This is a genomic window from Corticibacter populi, from assembly GCF_004217315.1.
In the GTDB taxonomy this organism is placed as follows: domain Bacteria; phylum Pseudomonadota; class Gammaproteobacteria; order Burkholderiales; family Burkholderiaceae_C; genus Lampropedia; species Lampropedia populi.
This window is the reverse complement of the sequence record NZ_SGWR01000001.1, coordinates 945,784-966,461: the sequence shown is the minus strand read 5'-3', so window position 1 is coordinate 966,461 and position 20,678 is coordinate 945,784. Positions and strand designations below refer to the sequence as shown.

General features: G+C 66.2%; 20 protein-coding genes and 1 tRNA gene. 15 read left to right on the top strand and 6 right to left on the bottom strand.

The genetic code is table 11. The features are described from left to right. Positions 1–73 precede the first annotated feature (73 nt). The 3 genes from EV687_RS04365 to EV687_RS04355 are packed head-to-tail and all read left to right on the top strand — an operon-like array spanning position 74 to position 1,481. The gene (locus EV687_RS04365; protein WP_130466438.1) at positions 74–379 is read left to right on the top strand and encodes a hypothetical protein; all 306 of its coding nucleotides are present in this window, start codon (positions 74–76) and stop codon (positions 377–379) included. After that, positions 376–1,011 (top strand): glycoside hydrolase family protein, encoded by a 636-nt coding sequence (locus EV687_RS04360; protein ID WP_122226609.1) that lies wholly within the window; start codon positions 376–378, stop codon positions 1,009–1,011. Before EV687_RS04365 ends, EV687_RS04360 begins: the two co-directional genes overlap by 4 nt. Further along, positions 1,008–1,481 carry a hypothetical protein gene (locus tag EV687_RS04355; RefSeq protein ID WP_122226608.1) on the top strand — a complete coding sequence of 158 codons (474 nt, stop codon included), beginning with the start codon at positions 1,008–1,010 and terminating at the stop codon, positions 1,479–1,481. The genes EV687_RS04360 and EV687_RS04355 overlap by 4 nt, the downstream gene beginning before the upstream one ends. Positions 1,482–1,598: 117 nt before the next feature. Here EV687_RS04355 and EV687_RS04350 read toward each other — a convergent pair. From EV687_RS04350 to EV687_RS04340, 3 genes are all read right to left on the bottom strand, one after another. After that, a tRNA-Met gene (locus EV687_RS04350) sits at positions 1,599–1,675 on the bottom strand. Positions 1,676–1,723: 48 nt separating this feature from the next. Next, positions 1,724–2,554: an alpha/beta fold hydrolase gene (locus EV687_RS04345; protein ID WP_122226607.1), complete on the bottom strand. Its 831-nt coding sequence runs from the start codon at positions 2,552–2,554 to the stop codon at positions 1,724–1,726. Between the two features lie 24 nt (positions 2,555–2,578). Further along, a complete protein-coding gene (locus EV687_RS04340; RefSeq protein ID WP_122226606.1) occupies positions 2,579–3,415 on the bottom strand; it encodes a proteasome-type protease in 837 nt (278 codons plus the stop codon). Between the two features lie 234 nt (positions 3,416–3,649). On the opposite strand from EV687_RS04340, the gene EV687_RS04335 reads away from it, so the two are divergent. Together EV687_RS04335 and murJ are read left to right on the top strand one after the other, a co-directional pair. After that, on the top strand, positions 3,650–4,450 hold the full coding sequence (locus EV687_RS04335) for a TrmH family RNA methyltransferase (RefSeq protein WP_122226605.1): 801 nt from the start codon (positions 3,650–3,652) through the stop codon (positions 4,448–4,450). Positions 4,451–4,576: 126 nt separating this feature from the next. Then, positions 4,577–6,142 carry a murein biosynthesis integral membrane protein MurJ gene (murJ, locus tag EV687_RS04330; RefSeq protein ID WP_122226604.1) on the top strand — a complete coding sequence of 522 codons (1,566 nt, stop codon included), beginning with the start codon at positions 4,577–4,579 and terminating at the stop codon, positions 6,140–6,142. A gap of 32 nt (positions 6,143–6,174) precedes the next feature. Here murJ and EV687_RS04325 read toward each other — a convergent pair whose 3' ends face one another. Further along, positions 6,175–7,428: an MFS transporter gene (locus EV687_RS04325; protein ID WP_242612462.1), complete on the bottom strand. Its 1,254-nt coding sequence runs from the start codon at positions 7,426–7,428 to the stop codon at positions 6,175–6,177. A 142-nt stretch (positions 7,429–7,570) separates the two neighbouring features. On the opposite strand from EV687_RS04325, the gene EV687_RS04320 reads away from it, so the two are divergent. Continuing rightward, positions 7,571–8,458, top strand: a complete 888-nt coding sequence (locus EV687_RS04320) for a LysR family transcriptional regulator (RefSeq protein WP_122226602.1) — start codon at positions 7,571–7,573, stop codon at positions 8,456–8,458. Between the two features lie 189 nt (positions 8,459–8,647). Next, complete coding sequence (locus EV687_RS04315) at positions 8,648–9,496, top strand: SirB1 family protein (RefSeq protein WP_122226601.1); 849 nt, start codon at positions 8,648–8,650, stop codon at positions 9,494–9,496. A gap of 34 nt (positions 9,497–9,530) precedes the next feature. Here EV687_RS04315 and EV687_RS04310 read toward each other — a convergent pair whose 3' ends face one another. Together EV687_RS04310 and ygfZ are read right to left on the bottom strand one after the other, a co-directional pair. Then, positions 9,531–11,480: a hypothetical protein gene (locus EV687_RS04310; RefSeq protein WP_130466437.1), complete on the bottom strand. Its 1,950-nt coding sequence runs from the start codon at positions 11,478–11,480 to the stop codon at positions 9,531–9,533. Between the two features lie 227 nt (positions 11,481–11,707). Beyond that, positions 11,708–12,748 (bottom strand): CAF17-like 4Fe-4S cluster assembly/insertion protein YgfZ, encoded by a 1,041-nt coding sequence (gene ygfZ / locus EV687_RS04305; protein ID WP_122226599.1) that lies wholly within the window; start codon positions 12,746–12,748, stop codon positions 11,708–11,710. A gap of 139 nt (positions 12,749–12,887) precedes the next feature. On the opposite strand from ygfZ, the gene mltG reads away from it, so the two are divergent. From mltG to EV687_RS04265, 8 genes are all read left to right on the top strand, one after another. Next, complete coding sequence (gene mltG / locus EV687_RS04300; RefSeq protein WP_242612513.1) at positions 12,888–13,880, top strand: endolytic transglycosylase MltG; 993 nt, start codon at positions 12,888–12,890, stop codon at positions 13,878–13,880. A gap of 24 nt (positions 13,881–13,904) precedes the next feature. Continuing rightward, positions 13,905–14,657: a dTMP kinase gene (gene tmk, locus EV687_RS04295; protein WP_122226597.1), complete on the top strand. Its 753-nt coding sequence runs from the start codon at positions 13,905–13,907 to the stop codon at positions 14,655–14,657. Between the two features lie 87 nt (positions 14,658–14,744). Continuing rightward, positions 14,745–15,806, top strand: coding sequence for a DNA polymerase III subunit delta' (locus EV687_RS04290; RefSeq protein ID WP_122227196.1), 1,062 nt, complete (start codon positions 14,745–14,747; stop codon positions 15,804–15,806). Positions 15,807–15,841: 35 nt separating this feature from the next. Then, positions 15,842–16,210, top strand: a complete 369-nt coding sequence (locus EV687_RS04285) for a PilZ domain-containing protein (protein ID WP_122226596.1) — start codon at positions 15,842–15,844, stop codon at positions 16,208–16,210. 119 nt (positions 16,211–16,329) lie between these two features. Beyond that, entirely contained in the window at positions 16,330–17,136 is an 807-nt protein-coding gene (locus EV687_RS04280) for a TatD family hydrolase (RefSeq protein WP_122226595.1), read from the top strand. Next, positions 17,133–17,918 carry an ankyrin repeat domain-containing protein gene (locus EV687_RS04275; protein ID WP_122226594.1) on the top strand — a complete coding sequence of 262 codons (786 nt, stop codon included), beginning with the start codon at positions 17,133–17,135 and terminating at the stop codon, positions 17,916–17,918. Before EV687_RS04280 ends, EV687_RS04275 begins: the two co-directional genes overlap by 4 nt. 62 nt (positions 17,919–17,980) lie before the next feature. Continuing rightward, positions 17,981–19,975: a DNA topoisomerase IV subunit B gene (locus EV687_RS04270; RefSeq protein WP_122226593.1), complete on the top strand. Its 1,995-nt coding sequence runs from the start codon at positions 17,981–17,983 to the stop codon at positions 19,973–19,975. Between the two features lie 79 nt (positions 19,976–20,054). Next, a complete protein-coding gene (locus EV687_RS04265; protein WP_122226592.1) occupies positions 20,055–20,660 on the top strand; it encodes a hypothetical protein in 606 nt (201 codons plus the stop codon). The last annotated feature ends 18 nt before the right edge of the window (positions 20,661–20,678 follow it).

The following is a 20,678-nucleotide window of genomic DNA, read 5'->3' as shown; positions in this document are numbered from 1 at the left end:
GGCATTGGCCTCTGTTCCTTCGACACTGCCCCTCATCAAGGGCGCAGGAGTGCTCTTTTACGAGAGAGCACAGATGAACTTCGTCAAACGCTGTATTGCACCACTGCTCGCTTTACTGGGCATCCATGAATGCCTGAGCGCGCAGCAGAAACAAGACCTGACGCAGGCGGCATACCAGACGGCTCCTGGACTGACGGCTTCGGCTGGCACGGCTGTGCTTGGATGGCCGCTCTCGGCCTGGTTGACCTTGGTGTCGATCATCTATGTTGTCGCGCAGCTTGCGCATCTCGTCTGGAAATGGCGCCGGCAGGCCAGGATCGACGCGGCTCGCGCGGCTGCCGGTCAGGATCTCCAGGGAACGGGCTGGGGGAAGCTATGACCTCGAAGGTTCCAGCATGGCTGGCAACACGCCTCGCCGCTCTGGTGGTCGCCGTTGGCATCACTGGCGGCGGCACGTACTGGGCTTCCAAGACCACCGATGAAGCTATGCGCGACCAGTACGTGACGGCCGTTGCAGCCGATACGTCAACGTCGCTCGCCGTCAAGCTGGCCATGGTCATGGGCCGCTACTACGAGAGCAGTGGCGAGCACTACGGCAGGCCCTATGTGGACACCAATGGCAAGGGCCGGCCGCTGACGGTCTGCAACGGTGTGACCGGCGCAGGTGTGGTGTCTGGCCGGTACTACTCGCCCGCCGATTGCTACCGGCTGGAGAAGGCTCGCTACCTGCGGGTGGAGGCGTTCGCCCAGTCTCGGCTGATCTATTGGCCGACCTACGATCCTTTTGTGCAGGCGACCTTCATTGATTTCATCTGGAACAAAGGTGAGGGCAATTTCAGTGCCAGCACGATGCTGCGCAAGGCCAATGCGGGCGATCTGGTCGGTGCCTGCCGCGAGAACCCGCGATGGAACCGGGGCACGGTCAACGGTGTTTCGACGGTGCTGCCCGGCCTTGTCGTGCGCGGCGAAGCGAATGGTGAGATGTGCGCCGATTGGAGGATCGATCCATGAAGGTGTTGCTGCCCGCTTGTGTTGCTTGCGCCGCTGTCGGTATCGCATTGGGCGCATGGCTGGCAACAGCAAAGGCGGATGCGCGCGTGGCGGAAGCGCAGACCCGGATCGAGCGCATCGAGAGGGAGCATGCCCAGGCCCTGGCCGAGCAGCGCGAGACCGCCCTGGACGAACAGAACCGGATGCAGGAGATCAAGGATGCCGCAATCGAACAAGCCCAGCGTGACCTGGCGGCCGCGCGTGCTGGTGAGCGCAACGCTTGGGATGCTTATGTCAGCCTGCGCGACAGCACCACACTCGTCCGCGAGCGTCTGTCCCAGGTTTCCGGCGAGGCCCAGCGTGAATTCGCAGTTGCTGCAGCCGGACTACTCGCTCAGTGCAGCGCGGAATATCAAGGAGTGGCAGCAGCAGCTGGAGAGCTCGCTGTCGAACTGAAGAAGGTTTTGGCCGCGTGGCCGACGACGGATTGAGGACAGGCGCGGCTGCGGCGGTGTTGCGACAGAGCGGTGGATGATTTGTTTGCGGAATACTGTTCCGCAAAACAAAAAAATGTTGCATGCTCTTTACATGCAACATTTTGATATTTCTGGTGGCGCATCCCTGATTCGAACAGGGGACCTGCGGATTATGATTCCGTCGCTCTAACCAGCTGAGCTAATGCGCCAAAGCCCAGCAGTATAGCAATGTTTTTCCGAATTTTTCGAGATGCTTGCTAAATTTTTTGAGTTGCGCGTGTTGTCGACGCGTCCATGTCCAGGATGGCCGCTTCAATGGCGGAGATGGTGGCGTCCGGGTGCTCCATCGGGAATAGGTGGCTGCCATCCAGCATCATGATGCGGCCGTGGGTGATGCGCCGGGTGTGGCCGATGCCGATCTGCCGCAGCTCGCGCGACTGGTGTCCGCCAATGAAGACGCAGGGGCATTGCAGCGGCTGGCGCCGCAGCAGCGGCCCCAGATTGTGGGCGAGCGTGTTGTAGATGGCGGTTTCCACCTCCCGGTCGAAATAGAGGATGCTGCCCGTATCGGCGTCGGCCAGGCCGTGCCGGATGTAGTCCTGCAGCACCTCCGGATGCCAGCGCGCGAAATTCGGCTTGCGCTGGAAATGCGCCAGTGCGTCCTCGCGGCTGGGCCACCAGTTGCGGCGCTTGTGGCTGAATTGGCCGGGGGAGATGCGGCGCACCAGCGCCGTATGCTTGGCGGCATGGATGCCGGCGGCGCGCCAGCCGGCCAGCACGGGCGAGTCCAGCAACACCACGCCGCGGCAGAGGGTTGGCGCCTGGCTGGCGGCCATCAGGCTGAGATAGCCGCCCAGGGAATGGCCGACGAAGAACGCCGGCTGGCCATGCCGGGCGGCCTGCGCCTCGGCGAAGTCACACAATTGGCGGCTCAGATGCGGCCAGTTGCTGGTGACGGGGTAGCGCGCATCATGACCGAAACGATCGATGGCTTCGACGGTGAAGCCGCGCTCTCGCAATGCCTCGAACAGCCGGCGGTAGGTGCCGGCCGGAAAGCCGTTGGCATGCGAGAAGAGGATCAGCGGCATGGCGAATGCGGCGCGGCGGTGGGGTCAGACCAGCTTTTCCTGCGGCGTGCCGATCTTGCGCAGTGGCTGGACGTTGGGGGCCTGATCCCAGGCGCCGATCTTCTCGGTGGTGGGGGCGGTATCGCTCCAGTCGGGATCCTCGATTTCGTCGAAGATCTGGCGCAGCTTTTCGCCCCAGCTCTTGCGCAGGCGGCGGAAGTAGGTGTTGTCTTCGTCGATGCAGACCACGCGCCCGGCGGTGAGGCTGTCGCGGGTGTAGACCACGAGGTCCAGCGGCATGCCGACCGAGAGGTTGGACTTGAGCGTGCTGTCCATCGAGACCAGTGCGCATTTGGCGGCTTCGCCCAGCGGCAGGTTTTCCTCCAGCACCCGGTCGAGCACGGGTTTGCCGTACTTGAATTCGCCGATCTGGAAGAAGGGCGTCTCGGTGGTCGCCTCGATGAAATTGCCCGCGGCATAGACTTGGAAGAGGCGCGGTGCCTCGCCCTTGATCTGACCGCCGAACAGGAAGGAGACGTTGAAGTCGATGCCGGCCTGGCGCAGTTCATTGCCTTCGCGCTCATGCAGGTGGCGCACTGCCGCGCCCAGGATGCGGGCCGCCTCGAACATGCTCGGGGCCGTCCAGATGGTGATGGGCTTGCCGGTGTTGGAATCCTCGATTTGCTGGGTCTGCAGCAACTCGCGGATGGTCTGCGTGATGCTGAGGTTGCCCGCCGAGAGCAGCGTCATGAAGCGCTCGCCAGTGTTCTCGTAGATGACCATCTTGCGGAACGAGCTGATGTTGTCCAGCCCGGCATTGGTGCGCGAGTCGGAGAGGAAAACCAGTCCGGCGTGGATCTTGATGGCGACGCAGTAGGTCATGGCTGAAAGATGCGGCAGATGCGGCAAGTGCGGAAAGACAGGCATCAAAGTGTAGCGCTGAACGGCCGAAACCGATGCATCTGCATACGGTGCGGGTATGGCGAGAGGGGAGGCGGGGCCTCGGATGTCGGCGTGACCGGCCGGAGCGGAGGCGGATGGGCATGCCACAATGCCGGCTTTGCGGGCTGCTCGCCATGGATGGCTGGTAGACCGTCGTTTTTCGCTGAAAGCGTCATGTCCGCATTCTCCCAGATCCTCCATATTTCATCGCGCGACAATACCAGTCTCAAGTCCTGGCGGCGTCTGGCCCAGGACAGCCACGCCTACCGCAAGCAGGGCCAGATGTGGCTGGAAGGCGAACACCTGTGCGGCATGGCGCGGCAAGCCGGCTGGGCGGTGGCGACGCTGGTGGTCAGCGATGCCGTGTGGCAGTCGGGGCAGGGCGCGCACTGGCAGGTACCGGGGGCGCCGGTGGTGGTGGTGCCGGAGCGCCTGTTTGCCGATATCAGTGCGCTTGAGAGTCCGGCCGGACTCGCCTATGTGCTGCAATGGCCGGGCAACCCCGGCTTGCTCCAGGGCGTACCCACGGTGGTGCTGGACCGTCTGCAGGATGCCGGCAACGTCGGCGCCATTCTGCGCAGTGCGGCGGCCTTCGGTTTTCGGCAGGTGGCGGCCATGCAGGGCACGGCGGGACTGTGGTCGCCCAAGGTGGTGCGCGCCGGCATGGGGGCGCATTTCAGCCTGCATCTGGTCGAGCAGGTCGGAGCCGAAGAGGTGGGGAGCCTTGCGGTGCCGTTTCTGCTGACCAGCTCGCACGACGGTGAGTACCTGCACCAGAGCCGCCTGCCATGGCCCTGCGCCTGGATCCTGGGCCACGAGGGGCAGGGCGTTGGCGCGGCGCTGCAGGCCCTGCCGCACACGCCGGTGCGCATTGCCCAGCCGGGCGGGCAGGAGTCGCTCAATGTGGCGGCGGCCGCAGCCATCTGCCTGCATGCGAGTGCGGTTGCGCAGTTGCCGACCATACAAGCCATATAAGCCATACAAGCCTTACAGGCGGCATGCAGCTGCATACAATGCCTGGCTGCCATCCGCGCTTTCCCGGCGGTTCTCAAGCGGCCGTTTCCTGGACAGGCCGCAGGCCTTTTGCTTCGCATCCATCCCGTGTCCCTCTTCAAAGCTGCTTCCACGGTTTCCATCCTGACGCTGTTCTCGCGCGTGACGGGGCTGGTGCGCGATCTGCTGATGGCCACCTTCTTCGGCGCCAGCGCGCTCACCGATGCGTTCAATGTGGCCTTTCGCATTCCCAACCTGTTTCGCCGCCTGTTTGCCGAAGGCGCGTTCAGCCAAGCCTTCGTGCCGGTGCTGGCCGCCACCCGAGCGCAGCAGGGGGATGAAGCGACGCAACGGCTGATCGACCGCGTTGCCACCGTGCTGTTCTGGGTGCTGCTGGTCTTCAGTGCGCTGGGCGTGCTGGCCGCGCCGCTGCTGGTGTGGCTGCTGGCGAGCGGGCTGGAGCGGCAGCCCGCGGCTTTCGAGGCGGCGACGCTGATGACGCGCTGGATGTTCCCCTACATCGGCTGCATGTCGCTGGTGGCGTTGTCGGCGGGCATTCTCAATACCTGGCGGCGCTACATGGTGCCGGCATTCACGCCGGTGCTGCTCAATGTGGCGATGATCGGCGCGGCGGTGCTGCTGGCGCCCTGGTTCGGCCGCCACGGCATCGAGCCGATCTACGCGATGGCCGCTGGCGTGATGCTCGGCGGCGTGTTGCAATTGGGCATCCAGGTGCCGGCGCTGCGCCACACCGGTCTGTTGCCGCGCATCGGCTGGCGTCCGGCCGTGCTGCGCGAGGCGTGGCGTGACAGTGGGGTGCGCCGCATCCTGAGTCTGATGGGGCCGGCGCTGCTGGGGGTGGGTGTGGCGCAGATCTCGCTGATGATCAACACGCAGATTGCCTCGCACCTGCAAGCCGGCAGCGTGACCTGGCTGTTCTATGCCGACCGGTTGATGGAGTTTCCCACCGCCTTGCTGGGGGTGGCGCTGGGCGTGGTGCTGACGCCGCAGCTCTCGGCCGCCAAGGCCTCGGGAGAGGCCGACCAGTACTCGGCCATGCTGGACTGGGGCCTGCGCATGGTGGTGGTGTTTGCACTGCCTTGCGCCATTGGCCTGATGTTCTTTGCCATGCCCCTGGTGGCCACGCTGTTTCACTATGGGGCGCTGCAGTCGCATGACGTGCGGCAGATCGCGGTTGCGCTGACGGGCTATGGCGCCGGCCTGCTGGGCTTGGTGGCCATCAAGGTGCTGGCGCCGGGCTACTACGCCAGTCAGGACATGCGTACACCGGTCCGGGTGGCGGTGGTGGTGCTGGTGCTGACGCAGTTGCTCAACATCGTGCTGGTGCCCTGGCTCGGCCATGCCGGGCTGGCGCTCTCGATTGGCCTGGGTGCGCTGGTCAACGCGCTGTGGCTGCTGGTGGGCCTGATGCGCCGGCGCGCCTACCGGCCGCAGCCGGGCTGGTTGCGTTTCGGTTTTCAGGTGCTCGCCGGCCTGATCGTGCTGGCACTGTGGTTGTTGTGGGCGCGCCAGTCGCAGGACTGGCTGGCGCTGCAGCACACGCCGATGCAGCGTGTGCTGCTGCTGGGTGGCATGCTGGTGGTGGCGGCACTGGGCTACTTTGGCGTTTTGCTGGCGGCGCGCCTGAACATCCGGGCCTTGCTGGGGCGCTGAAAACCTGTTCATGATCCTTTCATGGGTCACGCTCATCCCTTGCCATTCGCTCGCTGGCGGGCGCTATCGTTGGCGGCGTGATGCCGTCCATTCAATGCGCTGCGCGGTTTGGTCGGAAATCCATGCGTACGCGATGCCCAGGCGATGGCCAGGCCGGTGAGCAGCAGCGCCAGCAATACCCAGGGGAATGCGCCGACACCCGCCGTCTCCAGCAGCATGCCGCCAACGATGCCACCCGCCGCGATGGCGCTGTTCCATGCCGTGACCAGGATGGATTGCGCGACGTCCGCGCCGGAACCCGCCGCTTCGGCCGATGCGGTTTGCAACAGGGTTGGTGAACCGCCGAAGGTCAATCCCCACACCGCAACTGCCAGATAAATGGCCGCGGGCTGGGCTCCCGCAAGGCCCAGCAGCAGGGCAGCCGCGGCGAAGCCGGTCAGACTGAGCAGCACGAGCCGGTGCAGCATGCGGTCGATCAGCAGGCCCGTGAGCCAGATGCCGAGCAGCGACGCCACGCCGAAGACCAGCAGCACCAGATCGACCCTGTGGGACAGGCCGGCAGGTGCCAGAAAGGGCATGACATAGGTGTAGAGAATATTGTGCGCCAGCACCCACAGTACGAGAACCGCCAGCACCGGGCGCACGCCGGGCGTCATGAAAACCCGGCGCACCGGAGCGCGCTGGCGGGCAGTCTGACCCGGATAGTCCGGCACTTTCAGGAAAATCCAGGCCATGACCCCCAGCGTCAGCAGCGACACGGCTGCGAACGCGCTGCGCCAGCCCAGGGTGGCGCCCAGCAGGGAGCCCAACGGCACACCCAGCGACAGCGCCAACGGTGCGCCAAGCCCCGCTATCGCCAGCGCGCGCCCCTTGAGGTGCCCGGGCGCCATGCGCCGCGCGTAACCCGCCAGCATGCCCCAGATCAGGCCCGTCGCCATGCCTGCCAGAAAGCGTGCGCCCAGGGCCACGCCATAGCTGGACGTCAGGGCCGTGAGCGTGTTGAAGACCAGCAACGCCAGCAATGCAGCGATCAGCAGCGGCCGGCGGCGCCAGCCCAGCGTCGCCGCTGTCAGCGGGATGGCAGCGACCAGCGCTCCCAACGCATAGAGGGTGACGAACTGGCCCGCGAGCGCTTCCGATACGCCCACGCCCTGGCTGATCTGCGACAGCATGCCGGCTGGCAGCGTCTCCGTCAGCAGCGCCAGGAAGCCCGTCATCGCCAAGGCCAGCAAGGCGGCCAGTGGCAGTCGTTCCGCGTTTTGGGGCGCGGCATTCGTCGTCGTCATTCTCAACCTTTTCATCATCTGTCACCGCGCGACCGGTTGGCGCGTCTGGGTGTGTCTCGCAGTATGCGAAGGCATGGACAAATGAAAAACAGGCTACAGTTCCAAATACATATGACTGATTTGTCATCAATCGAGGGTGGGCATGGACAATCTGGGAGCGCTGAACCTCTTCGTTCGCGTGGGCGAGGCGCGCAGTTTCACTGCGGCCGGGCAGCAACTCGGCATTTCGGCTTCTGCCGTCAGTAAAGCCATTGCACGCCTGGAAGAACGTCTTGGCGTGCGGCTCTTCCATCGCTCCACCCGCACCATCAAGTTGACGCCCGAAGGCACACTGTTTCTGGAGCGTTGTCGCCGCATCCTGTGCGAGGTGGAGTCGGCCGAAGCGGAACTGCAGCAAACGCAGGCCGAACCACACGGCAAGCTGCGCATCAGTCTGCCGTCGATCGGCACGCAGTTCATGCCCGGATTGGCCGAATTCAAGCGGTTATACCCGGCCATCGAGCTGGATATCGACTATTCGGATCGCCTGGTGGATGTCATCGAGGAGGGCTTCGATGCGGTCATCCGTTCCGGTGCGCCCAGCGACTCCCGGCTGATGGCGCGCCGCATCGGTTCGTGCCGCAAGGTGATCGTCGGCGCGCCGGCCTATTTCCGGCGCGCGGGAACCCCGCACACGCCGGAGGATCTGGCTCGCCATGCATGCCTGCTCTATCGTTTTCCCAGCACTGGCAGGCTGGACATCTGGCCGCTCGGGCGCTCCGCCGACATGCCTGCCATCGGCTTGCCCGCCAGCATGGTGACCAACACCCTTGACCCGCAGGTTTGCTTTGCCGAACAGGGGCTGGGCATCGCCTGCATTCCGGAAATCGCGGTACGGCGCCAACTGCAGCAAGGCAGCCTGGTCACGGTGCTGGATGACTACAACCAGGAATGCATGATTTTCCATGTGCTGTGGCCATCGAGCCGTCACCTCTCGCCCAGGATCAGGGCGTTCGTCGACTTCATCGCGCAGAAGCTGTTTCCGCTCTGACCGCACAGGAACCACTTCGGCAACAAACAGGGATTCCTGGCTGCGGTGCGGGGGAGTTGCCGCTGCGCGGGTTGTTGGTCAAGCAGACGATCGAACTTCGAACGCCTTGGGCAGGTTCTGACCCCGGGGCATTGGCATTGGCGCGCTGCTACACTGGATTGCATCGCGATCCTGAACAACGATGAACGCATGCTGCTGAACCTGCACGCTCCCACGCCGCTGGAGTATTTCGCCAGTCTGGTGCAGTCCGATGATGAACTGCCCTTGCTGGAGACGGCCATCAGTCTGGCGCAGGACGAATACCCGGAACTGGACCTGCAAGAGCCGCTGCTGGCTGTCGAGAGCCTGCAGTCGCGGCTGCGCAGGCGCTGCGACCGGTCGGCTTCGGTGCTCGAGCGCATCCGCCTGCTCAACCGCTTCTTCTATGGCGAATTGGGCTTCTCGGTCAATCGCAACGATTACTACGACCCGGAGAACAGCTTTCTGCACGCGGTGCTGCAAAGCCGCCGTGGCATCCCCATCTCGGTGGGTCTGCTGTGGCTGGAGCTGGCGCGCGGTATCGGCCTGGATGCGCACGGGGTGTCTTTTCCCGGGCATTTCATGCTCAAGGTGCTGCTGGCGCAAGGGCAGGTGGTGCTGGACCCGCTGACGGGCAAGTCCTTCTCCAGCGAGGAGCTGACCGAACAGCTGCAATCGCAGATTCCGCGCCTGAGCCTCGTCAGCGACGACGTGGTGCCACTGGCGATGTTCCTGCAAAGCGCCAGGCCGCGCGAGATCATTGCCCGCATGCTGCGCAACCTCAAGGAAATCTACCGCACCCAGCACGATGCGCAGCGCCTGCTGGCGGTGCAGCAGCGCCTCGTGGTGCTGTTGCCGCAGGATTGGGCGGAGCTGCGCGACCGTGGCTGGGCCCATCTGGAACTCGAGCACACGCAACAGGCGATGGCGGATTTCGAGACCTATCTGGACCATGCCCGCGATGCCTCGGATACGCAGCAGGTTGCGCAGAAGCTGCGCGACCTGCGGACGCTGAGCTGAGAGTCCGCGCACGAAAAGATCGTGAACGGGGGCTCTACGGTTTTTTCGGCTGAGGGCGCAGCGTCAGGCTGTCGTACTGCTCCAGTCCGTATTCGCCCAGCGTGAGTTCGCTGCTGAGCGAGTCGATGTTGCGCAGGAATGCTTCACTGGCGTCGAAAAAGGATTGCAGCCATTGATTGGCGCGCTGCTCGGCCAGCCGTTCTTGCCCGGTCGGCTCTTCCAGATCCTCGGCGCCATCTTCCTCCACATCGCCATCCGCGCGCGCGTGGTCGTCGTGGTCGTGGGCGTTTGCGCGCTCCTCACGAAGTTCCTCCAGCAAGGTTGCACTGAAGGTATGCAGGGTGTCGGCCAGCAGTGTGCCGCTGTAGCGGGTGAACAGCAGCGGCTCGCGCATGGTGCCGGTGTCCTGCTGGAGTTGGGCAAGGCCATTGCGGGCACTCTCGCCTGCGGCAAGTCCGAGCCAGTGGGGGCCCATGGCCACCCACATCGGCATGGGTTGCGGGGAGTCGAAAATGCTTTCGAACTGCTCGGCCGCCAGCGCCTTGGGAAGCTCGCCCGGCTGCAGACGCAGCGTCGCCAGGCTTGGCTCGGCCAGCGTCAGATAGCTCAACAGGGCCTGCGGATTGTCCGCCGACCACAGCACCATGCCTTCCGGCAGTGGTGTGCTGCCGGAGGTGTCGAGGCCGGTCATGCGGACGTAGATGCCGGTGCCGACGCTGCCGCCCATGTAGAGCGGCGCCAGGGTTTTGGCGAGGCGCGGCGAGGCGGCGGTCGCATTGATGAACTGCAGCTGATCGCATTGGAAAGGCTTGGCCTGGATGGCACTGACCTGCTTCTGGATGAAACCGGCGAGCCGGTCCAGACGCAGCGAGCCGCCCAGCTCGATGCCGGCCCCAGGTGGCTGGGTGCCGGCCAAGGGGGCCAGCACGGGCCTGAAGTCTTCGCGCAACAGCGGCTCCAGCAGCAGGGTGGTGCGCAGCTGGGCCCGGGTGGCATTGATGTTGCTGTAGCCGCTGAGCATCCCTGGCACTTTACCGGCCAGTGCGGTGATCTCCTGGGCACAGGCCGTATCGAGCGGTTCCTTGAGCAGGCTGCGTGTGCGGGCCAGTTCGGCGTCCGGACCCAAACCGAGCAGCGGCAGCAGGCGCTGGCTGTCGAGCCAGAAAGTGCCGTAGGGCGCGAGGCCGTATTGTTTGTTGATGGTCTCCAGCGTGCCGGCCTTGAGCATCGAGTGCTTGGGTTTTTGCACGCCCAGCAGCGTGTCGAGCGGCACCTTGCCGTCACGGGTGTCGAGCGCGACGACCAGATGCTCGCTGGCGATGGCGATCAGCAGATGCGGGTCGCTGTCCGCCAGGGCCTGGCGGTCCTCTGGCGTCAGCAGCTCACCCGGCAGCGCCTCGCGCAGGTTGTCGGTCCCTTCGAGCAAGGCGGCGGCATCGCTGTCACTCAGGTTCTCCTTGAGTGGCACGCTCCAGTAGCTGATGGTGCCGTGTTGCTGCACCGGGAAAGACCGACCGGCGGCCTTTTCCAGCTCCGCCATCAGTTTGCGCAGCTTGTCGGGATTCTGCAGGCTCACACGCAGCACCGGGCGCAGCTCGATTTCGTACAGTGCGTAGAGGGCCTTCAGGTCGATGCCGAAGCCGGCCAGACCCTCGGCATCGCTGGTTTTCTGCAGGTAGCGTAGGAAAGCCTTGATACGCAGGTCCTTCTCGCTGTCGATCCTGTCCGCATCGGCGGCGATCAGTTCATTGAAGCTGAGCAGCATCGGCACCAAAGGCTGGAACAGGGTTTCCACCAGTTGCACGCCGCCATCGCTGAGTGGCGCCAGATTGGCCGCGATGTAGATGCTTTCGGCCGGCGCATAGGCGAGGGGGGCGTTGTCGTCGCTGGAAGAGCAGCCCGCCGCCAACGCCACGGCGGTAGCAAGACCCCATGCGGTCAGCGGGATGGATGGACGGCGGGGTGCGCGCACGGCAGAGGTCACGGCGAAGTCTCCTGGCAATGGCCGATGGCCGGATCGGGTGGGGGAAGCCGTGGCGATTGTATCGACGCCCCGCCACGCGGCCACAACCCGTCAGAATCTGCTTACGATCTTTTCATGTGTCTCGGCAGGAGGTCAAAGTGCGGTCGGCCAAGCCGCCCTCGGAGGTCCGATCGGACGCCTCTTCGGGGTGGACAACGCGGCCCGTCAGAAGGTCGTGAAAAAGCGTCTCAGATGTCGTCCAGCAAAGGATAGGGCGCGGCGTGGACGTCGATTGCCACCGGCGTTGCGGCATGTGCGCCATGCGCGGCAGATGCTGCAGGCGCAGCCCCATCTGGCGGCATGCCGGCAGCGGCCGGGCGAATGTGCAGGGCCTCGCCGGCATGGGCGGTCTGCAGCGAGACGATGGCGTCAAAGCGCGTGAGGCCGTTGGCGTCGGTGTCGGCCGGCCAGTGCGCCGCGACCTGTACGACCAGGCCGCAGGGCTGTTCGTCATCGCCGGCACCGAAGACTTCGTCGCCCGGCTGCGGCAGCGCAGCCGCGGCGCCCCGGGCCAGCAGTGCGCGGCGCTTGATGGCACCGCGGAACTGGCTGCGGGCCACCACTTCCTGGCCGGGGTAGCAGCCCTTCTTGAAGTTGATGCCGCCGATCGATTCGTAGTTGAGCATCTGCGGCACCAGCAGGTCCACCACCGGAGCGCTGATGGTGGCCACGCCGCTGGCGACTTCGCTCCACTGCCAGGCGGCTTCGGGCACGCTGGTGGCGCCGTCGGTGCCACTCTTGGCTGCGTCAGTTGCGGCCGGGCGCAGCCGCAGCGCGCGCGGCAGGCCCGCGGCCGGGTAAAGCCCGATGGCGAGGCTGCCATCGGCCGCCGCCTGCAATTGCCAGGGTGCCAGTGCTGCGCCAACCTGGGCGCGGACGGCATCACCGAACAGCGCCTGCAGCTGCCAGTCCGCACTGGCATCGCTGAGCTTGGCCTTGGCCCGCAGCACGAACATCGATAGCCGCTTTTGCACCGCCGCCAGCACGCTGCGGTGCACGAGCAGCAGCACGTCGGCCTCGCCGTGGCGGATGCCGATGAAGCTGGCCTGCATGCGGCCCTTGGCGCTGAGGAAGGCAGCGAGCCGCGCCTGGGTGTGGTCCAGCAGCAGGAAGTCGTTGGTGAGCTGCCCGTGCAGGAAGCTGCGGGCATCCGGGCCGCTGCAGAGCAGCACGCCCAGCTCGTGGATGGGCGCGATGGCATTGGCGAGTGCGGAAGGGGTTGGGGTCATGGCAATGAAGGGAAGGGTATCGGGCCCCGCCGGGGCAGGCTTGCGGCGGGGCATTGTGTGCTATCGTCGGCCAGTTTTTGGAAGACACGGCCTGGATGGGCATGGTGTCCAAGGTTTTATCAGAGGAAGCCCCATCTTGCTGCGCAAGCTCCTGTATTTCGTTTTTTTCTTGCTGTTATTGGCAGGCGCTGCCGCCGGCTATGCCGTGTGGTGGTGGGGCCAGCCGCTGCAGATCGCCGCCAAGCCGGCGGAGGTCGACATTGCGCGCGGCACCCCGGTGCGCGGCGTGGCGCAGCAGTTGCACGACAGCGGCGTGCTGCGGGTGCCGCCCGAACTGCTGCATGCCTGGCTGCGCGTGTCGGGCGAGGGAGTACAGGTCAAGGCCGGTTATTATGAGTTCGAGAGCGGCGTGACGCCGCGCCGGGTGATTGAGCGGCTGGTCAAGGGCGAGCAAAGCCTGCTGCCGATGACCATCGTCGAAGGCTGGAACTTCCGCCAGCTGCGTGCGCTGCTGGCCCAGATGCCCATCACGCACGAGACCGCCGAGTTGAACGACGCGCAGATCATGGCGCGGCTCGGCCGCGAGGGCGTGCATCCGGAAGGCCGCTTCTTCCCCGACACCTACATGTTTGCGCGGGGCAGCAGCGACCTGGCGATCCTGCGCCAGGCCATGGAAGCGATGGACCGCATGCTCGAGGCGGCCTGGAGCCAGCGCGACCGCAACCTGCCGCTCAAGTCGCCCGACGAGGCCTTGATCCTGGCGAGCATCGTCGAGAAGGAAACCGGCCTGCACACCGACCGTGGCCGCATTGCCGGCGTCTTCATCAACCGCATCAGAAGAGGCATGCTGTTGCAGACCGACCCGACCGTCATCTACGGCCTAGGCGAGGATTTCGATGGCCGCCTGCGGCGCCGCCATCTCGACACCGATTCACCCTGGAACACATACACCCGCGCGGGCCTGCCGCCCACGCCGATCGCCATGCCGGGCAAGGCCTCGCTGCTGGCGGCGGTGCAGCCGGAGAAGACCACTGCGCTGTACTTCGTTGCGCGGGGCGACGGCACCAGCCAGTTCAGCGACACGTTGCAGGAACACAACCGGGCCGTCAACCAATACATTCGCGGCCGCTGATGCGGCTGCGCACCGGTTTCATCCATGCACCCATCCCCATCGCAAGACCGGAAGCTGGCACAGACCCGGCGTGGCTGGTTCATCACCGTCGAGGGTATCGATGGCGCGGGCAAGTCCTCGCACATCGAGGCCATGGCCGGGGCGCTGCGCGGCGCCGGTGCCGAGGTGCTGCTCACGCGCGAACCCGGCGGCACGCCGCTGGCCGAGCAGATCCGCGCGCTGCTGCTGCACGAAAGCATGGATGCCGTGGCCGAAACCCTGCTGGCCTTTGCGGCGCGGCGGCACCACCTGCAGCAGGTCATCGTGCCGGCGCTGGCCGCCGGCACCACGGTGTTGTGCGACCGCTTCACCGATGCCACCTTCGCCTATCAAGGTGCGGGGCGCGGCGTGGCCTGGCCGATGCTCGAGCAGCTCGAGGCCTGGGTGCAGGGCGCGGATACGCGGGAGGCCGGGGAAGGGCAAACGGCCGTGCCGCCCTGGCATGCCGTGGTGCCGCCAGGCGGCTGCCTGCAGCCCGATTGCACGCTGTGGTTCGATGTGCCGCCCGCCGTGGCCGCCGAGCGCCTGCAGCAGGCGCGCACGCCCGACCGCTTCGAAGCCGAGGCACGCAGCTTCTTCGAACGTGTGGCCGCCGGCTATGCCCGTCGCGCCCAGCAGGCACCACAGCGCTTCGTGCGCATCGACGCCGGTGCAGAGCGCGCCCAGGTCGGCGCCCAGGTGCTGGAGGCCCTGCGTGCGCGGGGGTATTTGGCGCCGCATGGACTGCCAGGGCATTGACTGGCGGCGCGCTGGTCGAAGCCCGCCCGTGCGGCGCTCCCGCCGCGGCGCAGTGCCATGGCGCTGTGGAACAATAGCGCCTTGACCATGACGACATCCTCCTCTCATTCCGTTCACGCCATGCCCTGGCTGCGGCGCCAGCTCGATGCGCTGCTGCAGCAGCAAGGCCATGCCCTGCTGCTGCAGGGGGCCTCGGGGCTGGGTCAGTTCGAGCTGGCGCTACAAGTGGCCAAGGCCATGCTGTGTGAAGGCCGCGCCAGCGATGCGCCAGCGGCGCCGGCCTGCAACCAGTGTGAGAGTTGCCACGCAGTGGACGTGCACACCCACCCGGACCTGTGCGTGCTGCTGCCCGAGGCGCTGCAGCTCGAATGGGGCTGGAGCGGCGCCGAGGCCGAGACGGGCGACAGCAAGCGCAAGCCCAGCCGGGAAATCCGCATCGAGGCGATGCGCCAGATGATCGCCTTCTCCCAGCGCACCAATGCGCGCGGGCGCGGCAAGGTGGTACTGGTCTATCCGGCCGAGAACATGAACGCCTTCACCGCTAATGCGCTGCTCAAGACGCTGGAGGAGCCGCCGGGCGACACCCGCTTCGTCCTTGCCACCGATGCCTCGCACCGTTTGCTGCCGACCATCCGCAGCCGCTGCCACAGCTGGAGCATGGCCTGGCCGCAGCCCGATGAGGCGGCCGACTGGCTGGCGGCCCAAGGCCTGGATGCGGCGCAGGCGCGCCAGGCCATCCGGGTCGCCGGCGGCCGCCCGGCCGATGCGCTGGCACTGGCCCGGGCGGGCTGGCAGCCCAGCCAGTGGGAGGCATTGCCGCGCCAGCTCTCGCATGGCCAGGCCGGCATGCTGGCCGATGCCAGCCCGAGCCAGGCCATTGGCGTGCTGCTCAAACTCTGTCATGACCTGATGGCGCAGGCGGTGGGTGCAGCGCCCCGGTTCTTTCCTGCCGAGGCGCTGCAGCCGTTGTTGCCGGCCGCCGCGTCCGATGCGTTGGCGCCGGAGCGCCGCCGTGCGCTGGACCGGCTGGGCCAATGGTCGGCCGCGCTGCTGCAGGCGGCGCGCACCAGTGAGCACCCGTTTTCCGCCGATCTGATGATCACGGCGCTTGTGGACCAGGCACGCAGTGCCCTAAACTTGCGGCATTGATTCACCTTGTGTATTGATTTTTGCATCAAGTTACCATGAACATCCCCGTCGAAGACTCTGCCCGCGCGGCGCGCCCCAGCGTCATCCAGCTCAACATCAAGGAAAAGGCCGCGCTGTACGCGTCCTATATTCCGCTGTTCAAGGAAGGCGGCATCTTCGTGCCGACCGAGCGCGAGTACCGCATGGGCGACAGCGTCTTCGTCATGCTCAGCCTGCCCGACGATCCGAAAAAGTATGCGATTGCCGGCACCGTGGCCTGGATCACCCCGGCCGGTGCGGCCGGCCGCACGCAGGGCGTGGGCGTGCGATTTCCGGCCGACGAGAAGTCCTCCGAACTGCGTACCAAGATCGAGAACCGCCTCGGTTCCTCGCTCAATTCCGAGCGTGCCACCCACACGGTATAAAGTGGCGCCCCGAGGCGGCGGCTGCCAGTGCCGCCGCCGTCAACAGGTTCTGAGGGCGGCCCGATGCCTGCATGGCCGGTTCCGGGCATATCCGGCACCGGCCTGAATTCGTTTTTGCCATGTTCACCGATTCACATTGCCACCTGAACTTTCCCGAACTGCTCGGCGAGGTCGAGCCGATCCGCGCAGCTATGCAGGCTGCCCGGGTCGACCGCGCGCTGTGCATCAGCACCACGCTCGAGGAGTTCGACACCGTCCACGGCCTGGCGCTGCAGTACGACAACTTCTGGTGCACGGTGGGCGTGCACCCCGACAACGAGGGCGTGCGCGAGGCCGATCTCGCCATCCTGCTGGAGCTTGGCAGGCGCGAGAAGGTCGTGGGCATTGGCGAGACCGGGCTGGACTACTACGACATGGCCGGCCGCAAGGGCGGCCGCAGCATCGCCGACATGGAATGGCAACGCGAGCGCTTTCGCATCCACATCCGCGCGGCGCGCGAGCTGGGCAAGCCGCTGGTGATCCACACGCGCGATTCGGCCGAGGCCACGCTGGAGATTCTGCGCGAGGAGGGCGAGAACGGCCCTGGCAACCGCGCCGGCGGCGTGTTCCACTGCTTCGTCGAGGACGAGGCCGTGGCCCGCCAGGTACTGGAGATGGGTTATTACATCTCGTTTTCGGGTATCGTCACCTTCAAGAATGCCCGCGCGCTCAAGCAGGTCGCGCAGTTCGTGCCGCTCGATCGCATGCTGATCGAGACCGACAGCCCCTACCTGGCGCCCGTGCCTTATCGCGGCAAGACCAACAATCCGTCCTACGTGGCGCACGTGGCCGAGCACATCGCCGAACTGCGTGGCATTGATGTGGCCGAGGTGGGCGCGGCCACCAGCCGCAATTTCGACAACTTGTTCAAGGGAGTTCGCGCATGAGCCAGGACGAGCGACGCCAGGCTGGCGGGTCGCTGCCGCGCCGCGACCTGCTGGGCGCGCTGCTGGCGCTGGGCCTGCTGGGCACGGCGCCGTGGCAGGCCGCGCTGGCGCAACGGGCTGCCGATGGCAGGCTGGAAGAGTTGTTCACCTCGGTCAAGCGCAATCATGCGCGCGTGACGCGGCGGCTCATCGAGCAAGGCGTGGATGTGAACGTGCGTGATCCCGAGACCGGCCAGACCCCGATGACGCTGGCGCTGCAACTGGGCAGCGATGATGTGTTCGACGCGCTGATGGCCTCGCCCGCCACCGATGTCGAATTCCGCAACGGGCAGGACGAGAGTCCGCTGATGATCGCCGCCATCCGCGGCGATCTCGATGCCGTGCGGCGGCTGATCCGCCAGGGCGCGCATGTCAACAAGCCCGGCTGGACACCGCTGCACTACGCCGCATCGGGGGACAGCGATGACCAGCGGGCGATTGCCGAGCTGCTGCTCGAGCGCCATGCCTTCATCGATGCCGAATCGCCCAACCGCACCACGCCGCTGATGATGGCCACGCACTATGGCAGCAATGAGGTGGCGCGCCTGCTGATGCAGGCCGGCGCCGATCCGCTGATGCGCAACCAGTTGGGACTGTCCGCCGAGGATTTCGCCCGCCAAGCAGGCCGCGACCGGCTGGCCGACGAGATTGCCCGGTATGCCCGCCAGGTGCAGGCGCGCCGCCAGGACAGCGCACCGGGCGGTCAAAGCGGTCAGGGCGCAAGCTCGCCCTGGGTTCGCTGAGGCCCGGAGGGAGTGGCGCCGGCTGGGCGCGGCGCGACCGAACCCCTCTACAATTGCCCGCCATGGCAACACACACGAAACAGCCTGCCGGTAGTGGCAGCAATGGCTATTCGGAAGGCTCCATCCGCGTCCTCAAGGGGCTGGAGCCTGTCAAGCAGCGGCCGGGCATGTACACCCGCACGGACAACCCGCTGCACATCATTCAGGAAGTGCTTGACAACGCCGCCGACGAGGCGCTGGCCGGTTTCGGCAAGAAGATCCGCTTCACGCTGCATGCCGACGGTTCGGTGAGCGTCGAGGACGAGGGGCGCGGCATTCCGTTCGGCCTGCATCCCGAGGAGCAGGCGCCGGTGGTCGAGCTGGTGTTCACGCGCCTGCACGCCGGTGGCAAGTTCGACAAGGATTCGGGTGGCGCCTACAGTTTCTCCGGTGGCCTGCACGGCGTGGGCGTGTCGGTGACGAATGCGCTGGCCACGCGTCTGGACGTGACCATCTACCGCGATGGGCAGGTGGCGCGCCTGGTGTTCGGCAACGGCGGCGAGGTGATCGAACCGCTGGTGGTGCGCAAGGCCGAAAGTGGCGAGCGCCGCCAGGGCACCACGGTGCGGGTCTGGCCCGATGCCAAATACTTTGAATCGATGGCGCTGCCCATGGCCGAGCTCACCCACCTGCTGCGTAGCAAGGCGGTGCTGATGCCCGGCGTGGCGGTGACGCTCACCAACGAGAAGACGCGGCAGACCCAGAGCTGGCAGTACAAGGGTGGCCTGACCGACTACCTCTCGCAGGCGTTGCCGGCCGACCCGGTGATCCCGCTCTTCGAGGGCGAGGGCTTTGCCGACAGGCACAACGACAGTTTTGCCGTCGGCGAGGGCGCGGCCTGGTGCGTGGCCTTCACCGAGGACGGCCAGCCGGTGCGCGAGAGCTACGTCAACCTGATTCCGACCACCGCCGGCGGCACGCACGACAGCGGCTTGCGCGACGGTCTGTTCCAGGCCGTCAAGGGCTTCATCGAGATGCATGCGTTGCTGCCCAAGGGTGTCAAGCTGATGCCCGAGGATGTATTCTCGCGTGCCAGCTACGTGCTCTCGGCCAAGATCCTCGATCCGCAGTTCCAGGGCCAGATCAAGGAAAAGCTCAATTCGCGCGATGCCGTGCGGCTGGTCTCGAGTTTCGTGCGGCCGGCGCTGGAGCTGTGGCTGAACCAGCACGTCGAATACGGCAAGCGCATTGCCGAGCTGGCCATCAAGGCCGCGCAGACGCGCCAGCGCGCCGGCCAGAAGGTCGAGAAGCGCAAGGGCTCGGGCGTGGCAGTGCTGCCCGGCAAGCTCACCGACTGCGAGAGCCGCGACACGGCCTACAACGAGGTGTTTCTGGTCGAAGGCGATTCTGCCGGCGGCAGCGCCAAGATGGGCCGCAACAAGGAAACCCAGGCCATCCTGCCGCTGCGCGGCAAGGTGCTCAATACCTGGGAGGTCGACCGCGACCGGCTGTTTGCCAACAACGAGATCCACGACATCGCGGTGGCCATCGGCGTCGACCCGCACGGCCCCGGTGAGACGGTGGATCTCTCCGGCCTGCGCTACGGCAAGATCTGCATCCTCAGCGATGCCGACGTGGATGGCGCGCACATCCAGGTGCTGCTGCTGACGCTGTTCTTCCGCCATTTCCCCCGGCTCATCGAGACTGGCCACGTCTATGTGGCGCAGCCGCCGCTCTACAGCGTCAGTGTGCCCGCGCGCGGCAAGAAACCGGCTGCCAAGCTGTATGTGCTCAGCGAGCAGGAGCTGACCAGCACGCTGGAGAAGCTGCGCAAGGATGGCGTGCGCGAGGGCTCCTGGAGCATCGGCCGCTTCAAGGGCCTGGGCGAGATGAATGCCGAGCAGCTGTGGGAGACCACCCTGAACCCCGACACGCGCCATCTGCTGCAGGTGCAGCTCGGCCTGTTCAGTTTTGCGCAGACCGAGGGCTTCATCACCCAACTGATGGGCAAGGGCGAGGCGGCGGCGCGCCGCGAGCTGATGGAGCTGCATGGCGACGACGTGGAATTGGATGTGTGAGTCCGGACGCGCCTGGCCACGCCGCACCGGCAGCGTCGCAGCCCATCGCAGGAGCGTGGCGCCGGCCGCGAGGTGAATCATGGAACTGATGTTCATATTGCTGGTGCTCTGGCTGGCGTGGCAGGCACTGCGCGCGCGCTACCAGGCTGGCCGCATCGCCTTTCTGGGCCGGCACCTGAGCGGCATGCAGGTCGAGCGCCACATGGAGACGCTCACACAGGGCTATCTGCGCGCCCTGCATGAGGATGATCCGGTGCGCCAGCAGCAGATCTGGGAGACCTTTGCGGCCGCCGAGCGCGCCGTGGCGGCGCAGGTGGCGCGGCTGGCCGAGGCCATCGGCCGCGAGGATGCGGACGAGACCCGCATCAGCCGCTGGCTGATCTGCGTGCCATGGATCGAGCGCGTGCTCCCCGCGGCCACGCGCGATTTCCGGCCGCTGCTGGCACTGCATGCCGAAGGCATCCGCGGCGCGGTGGAGAACACCGCCGGCTGGGATGCCAAGGAGCGCGCCTTCCACCTCAGCGCCGAGCTGTTTCTGCTCCAGCACAGCTGCCACTGGTTCTGCAAGTCGCGCCTGGTGGCCGATGCGCGCCTGCAGGCCCGGCACAAGGTCGGCCACCAGAAGGTGCTGGAATCGGTCACTCCGGCCACGCGCGAGGCCTACCGCCGCTGGCTGGCGAGTTGAGTGCGGGCATCTTGGCCG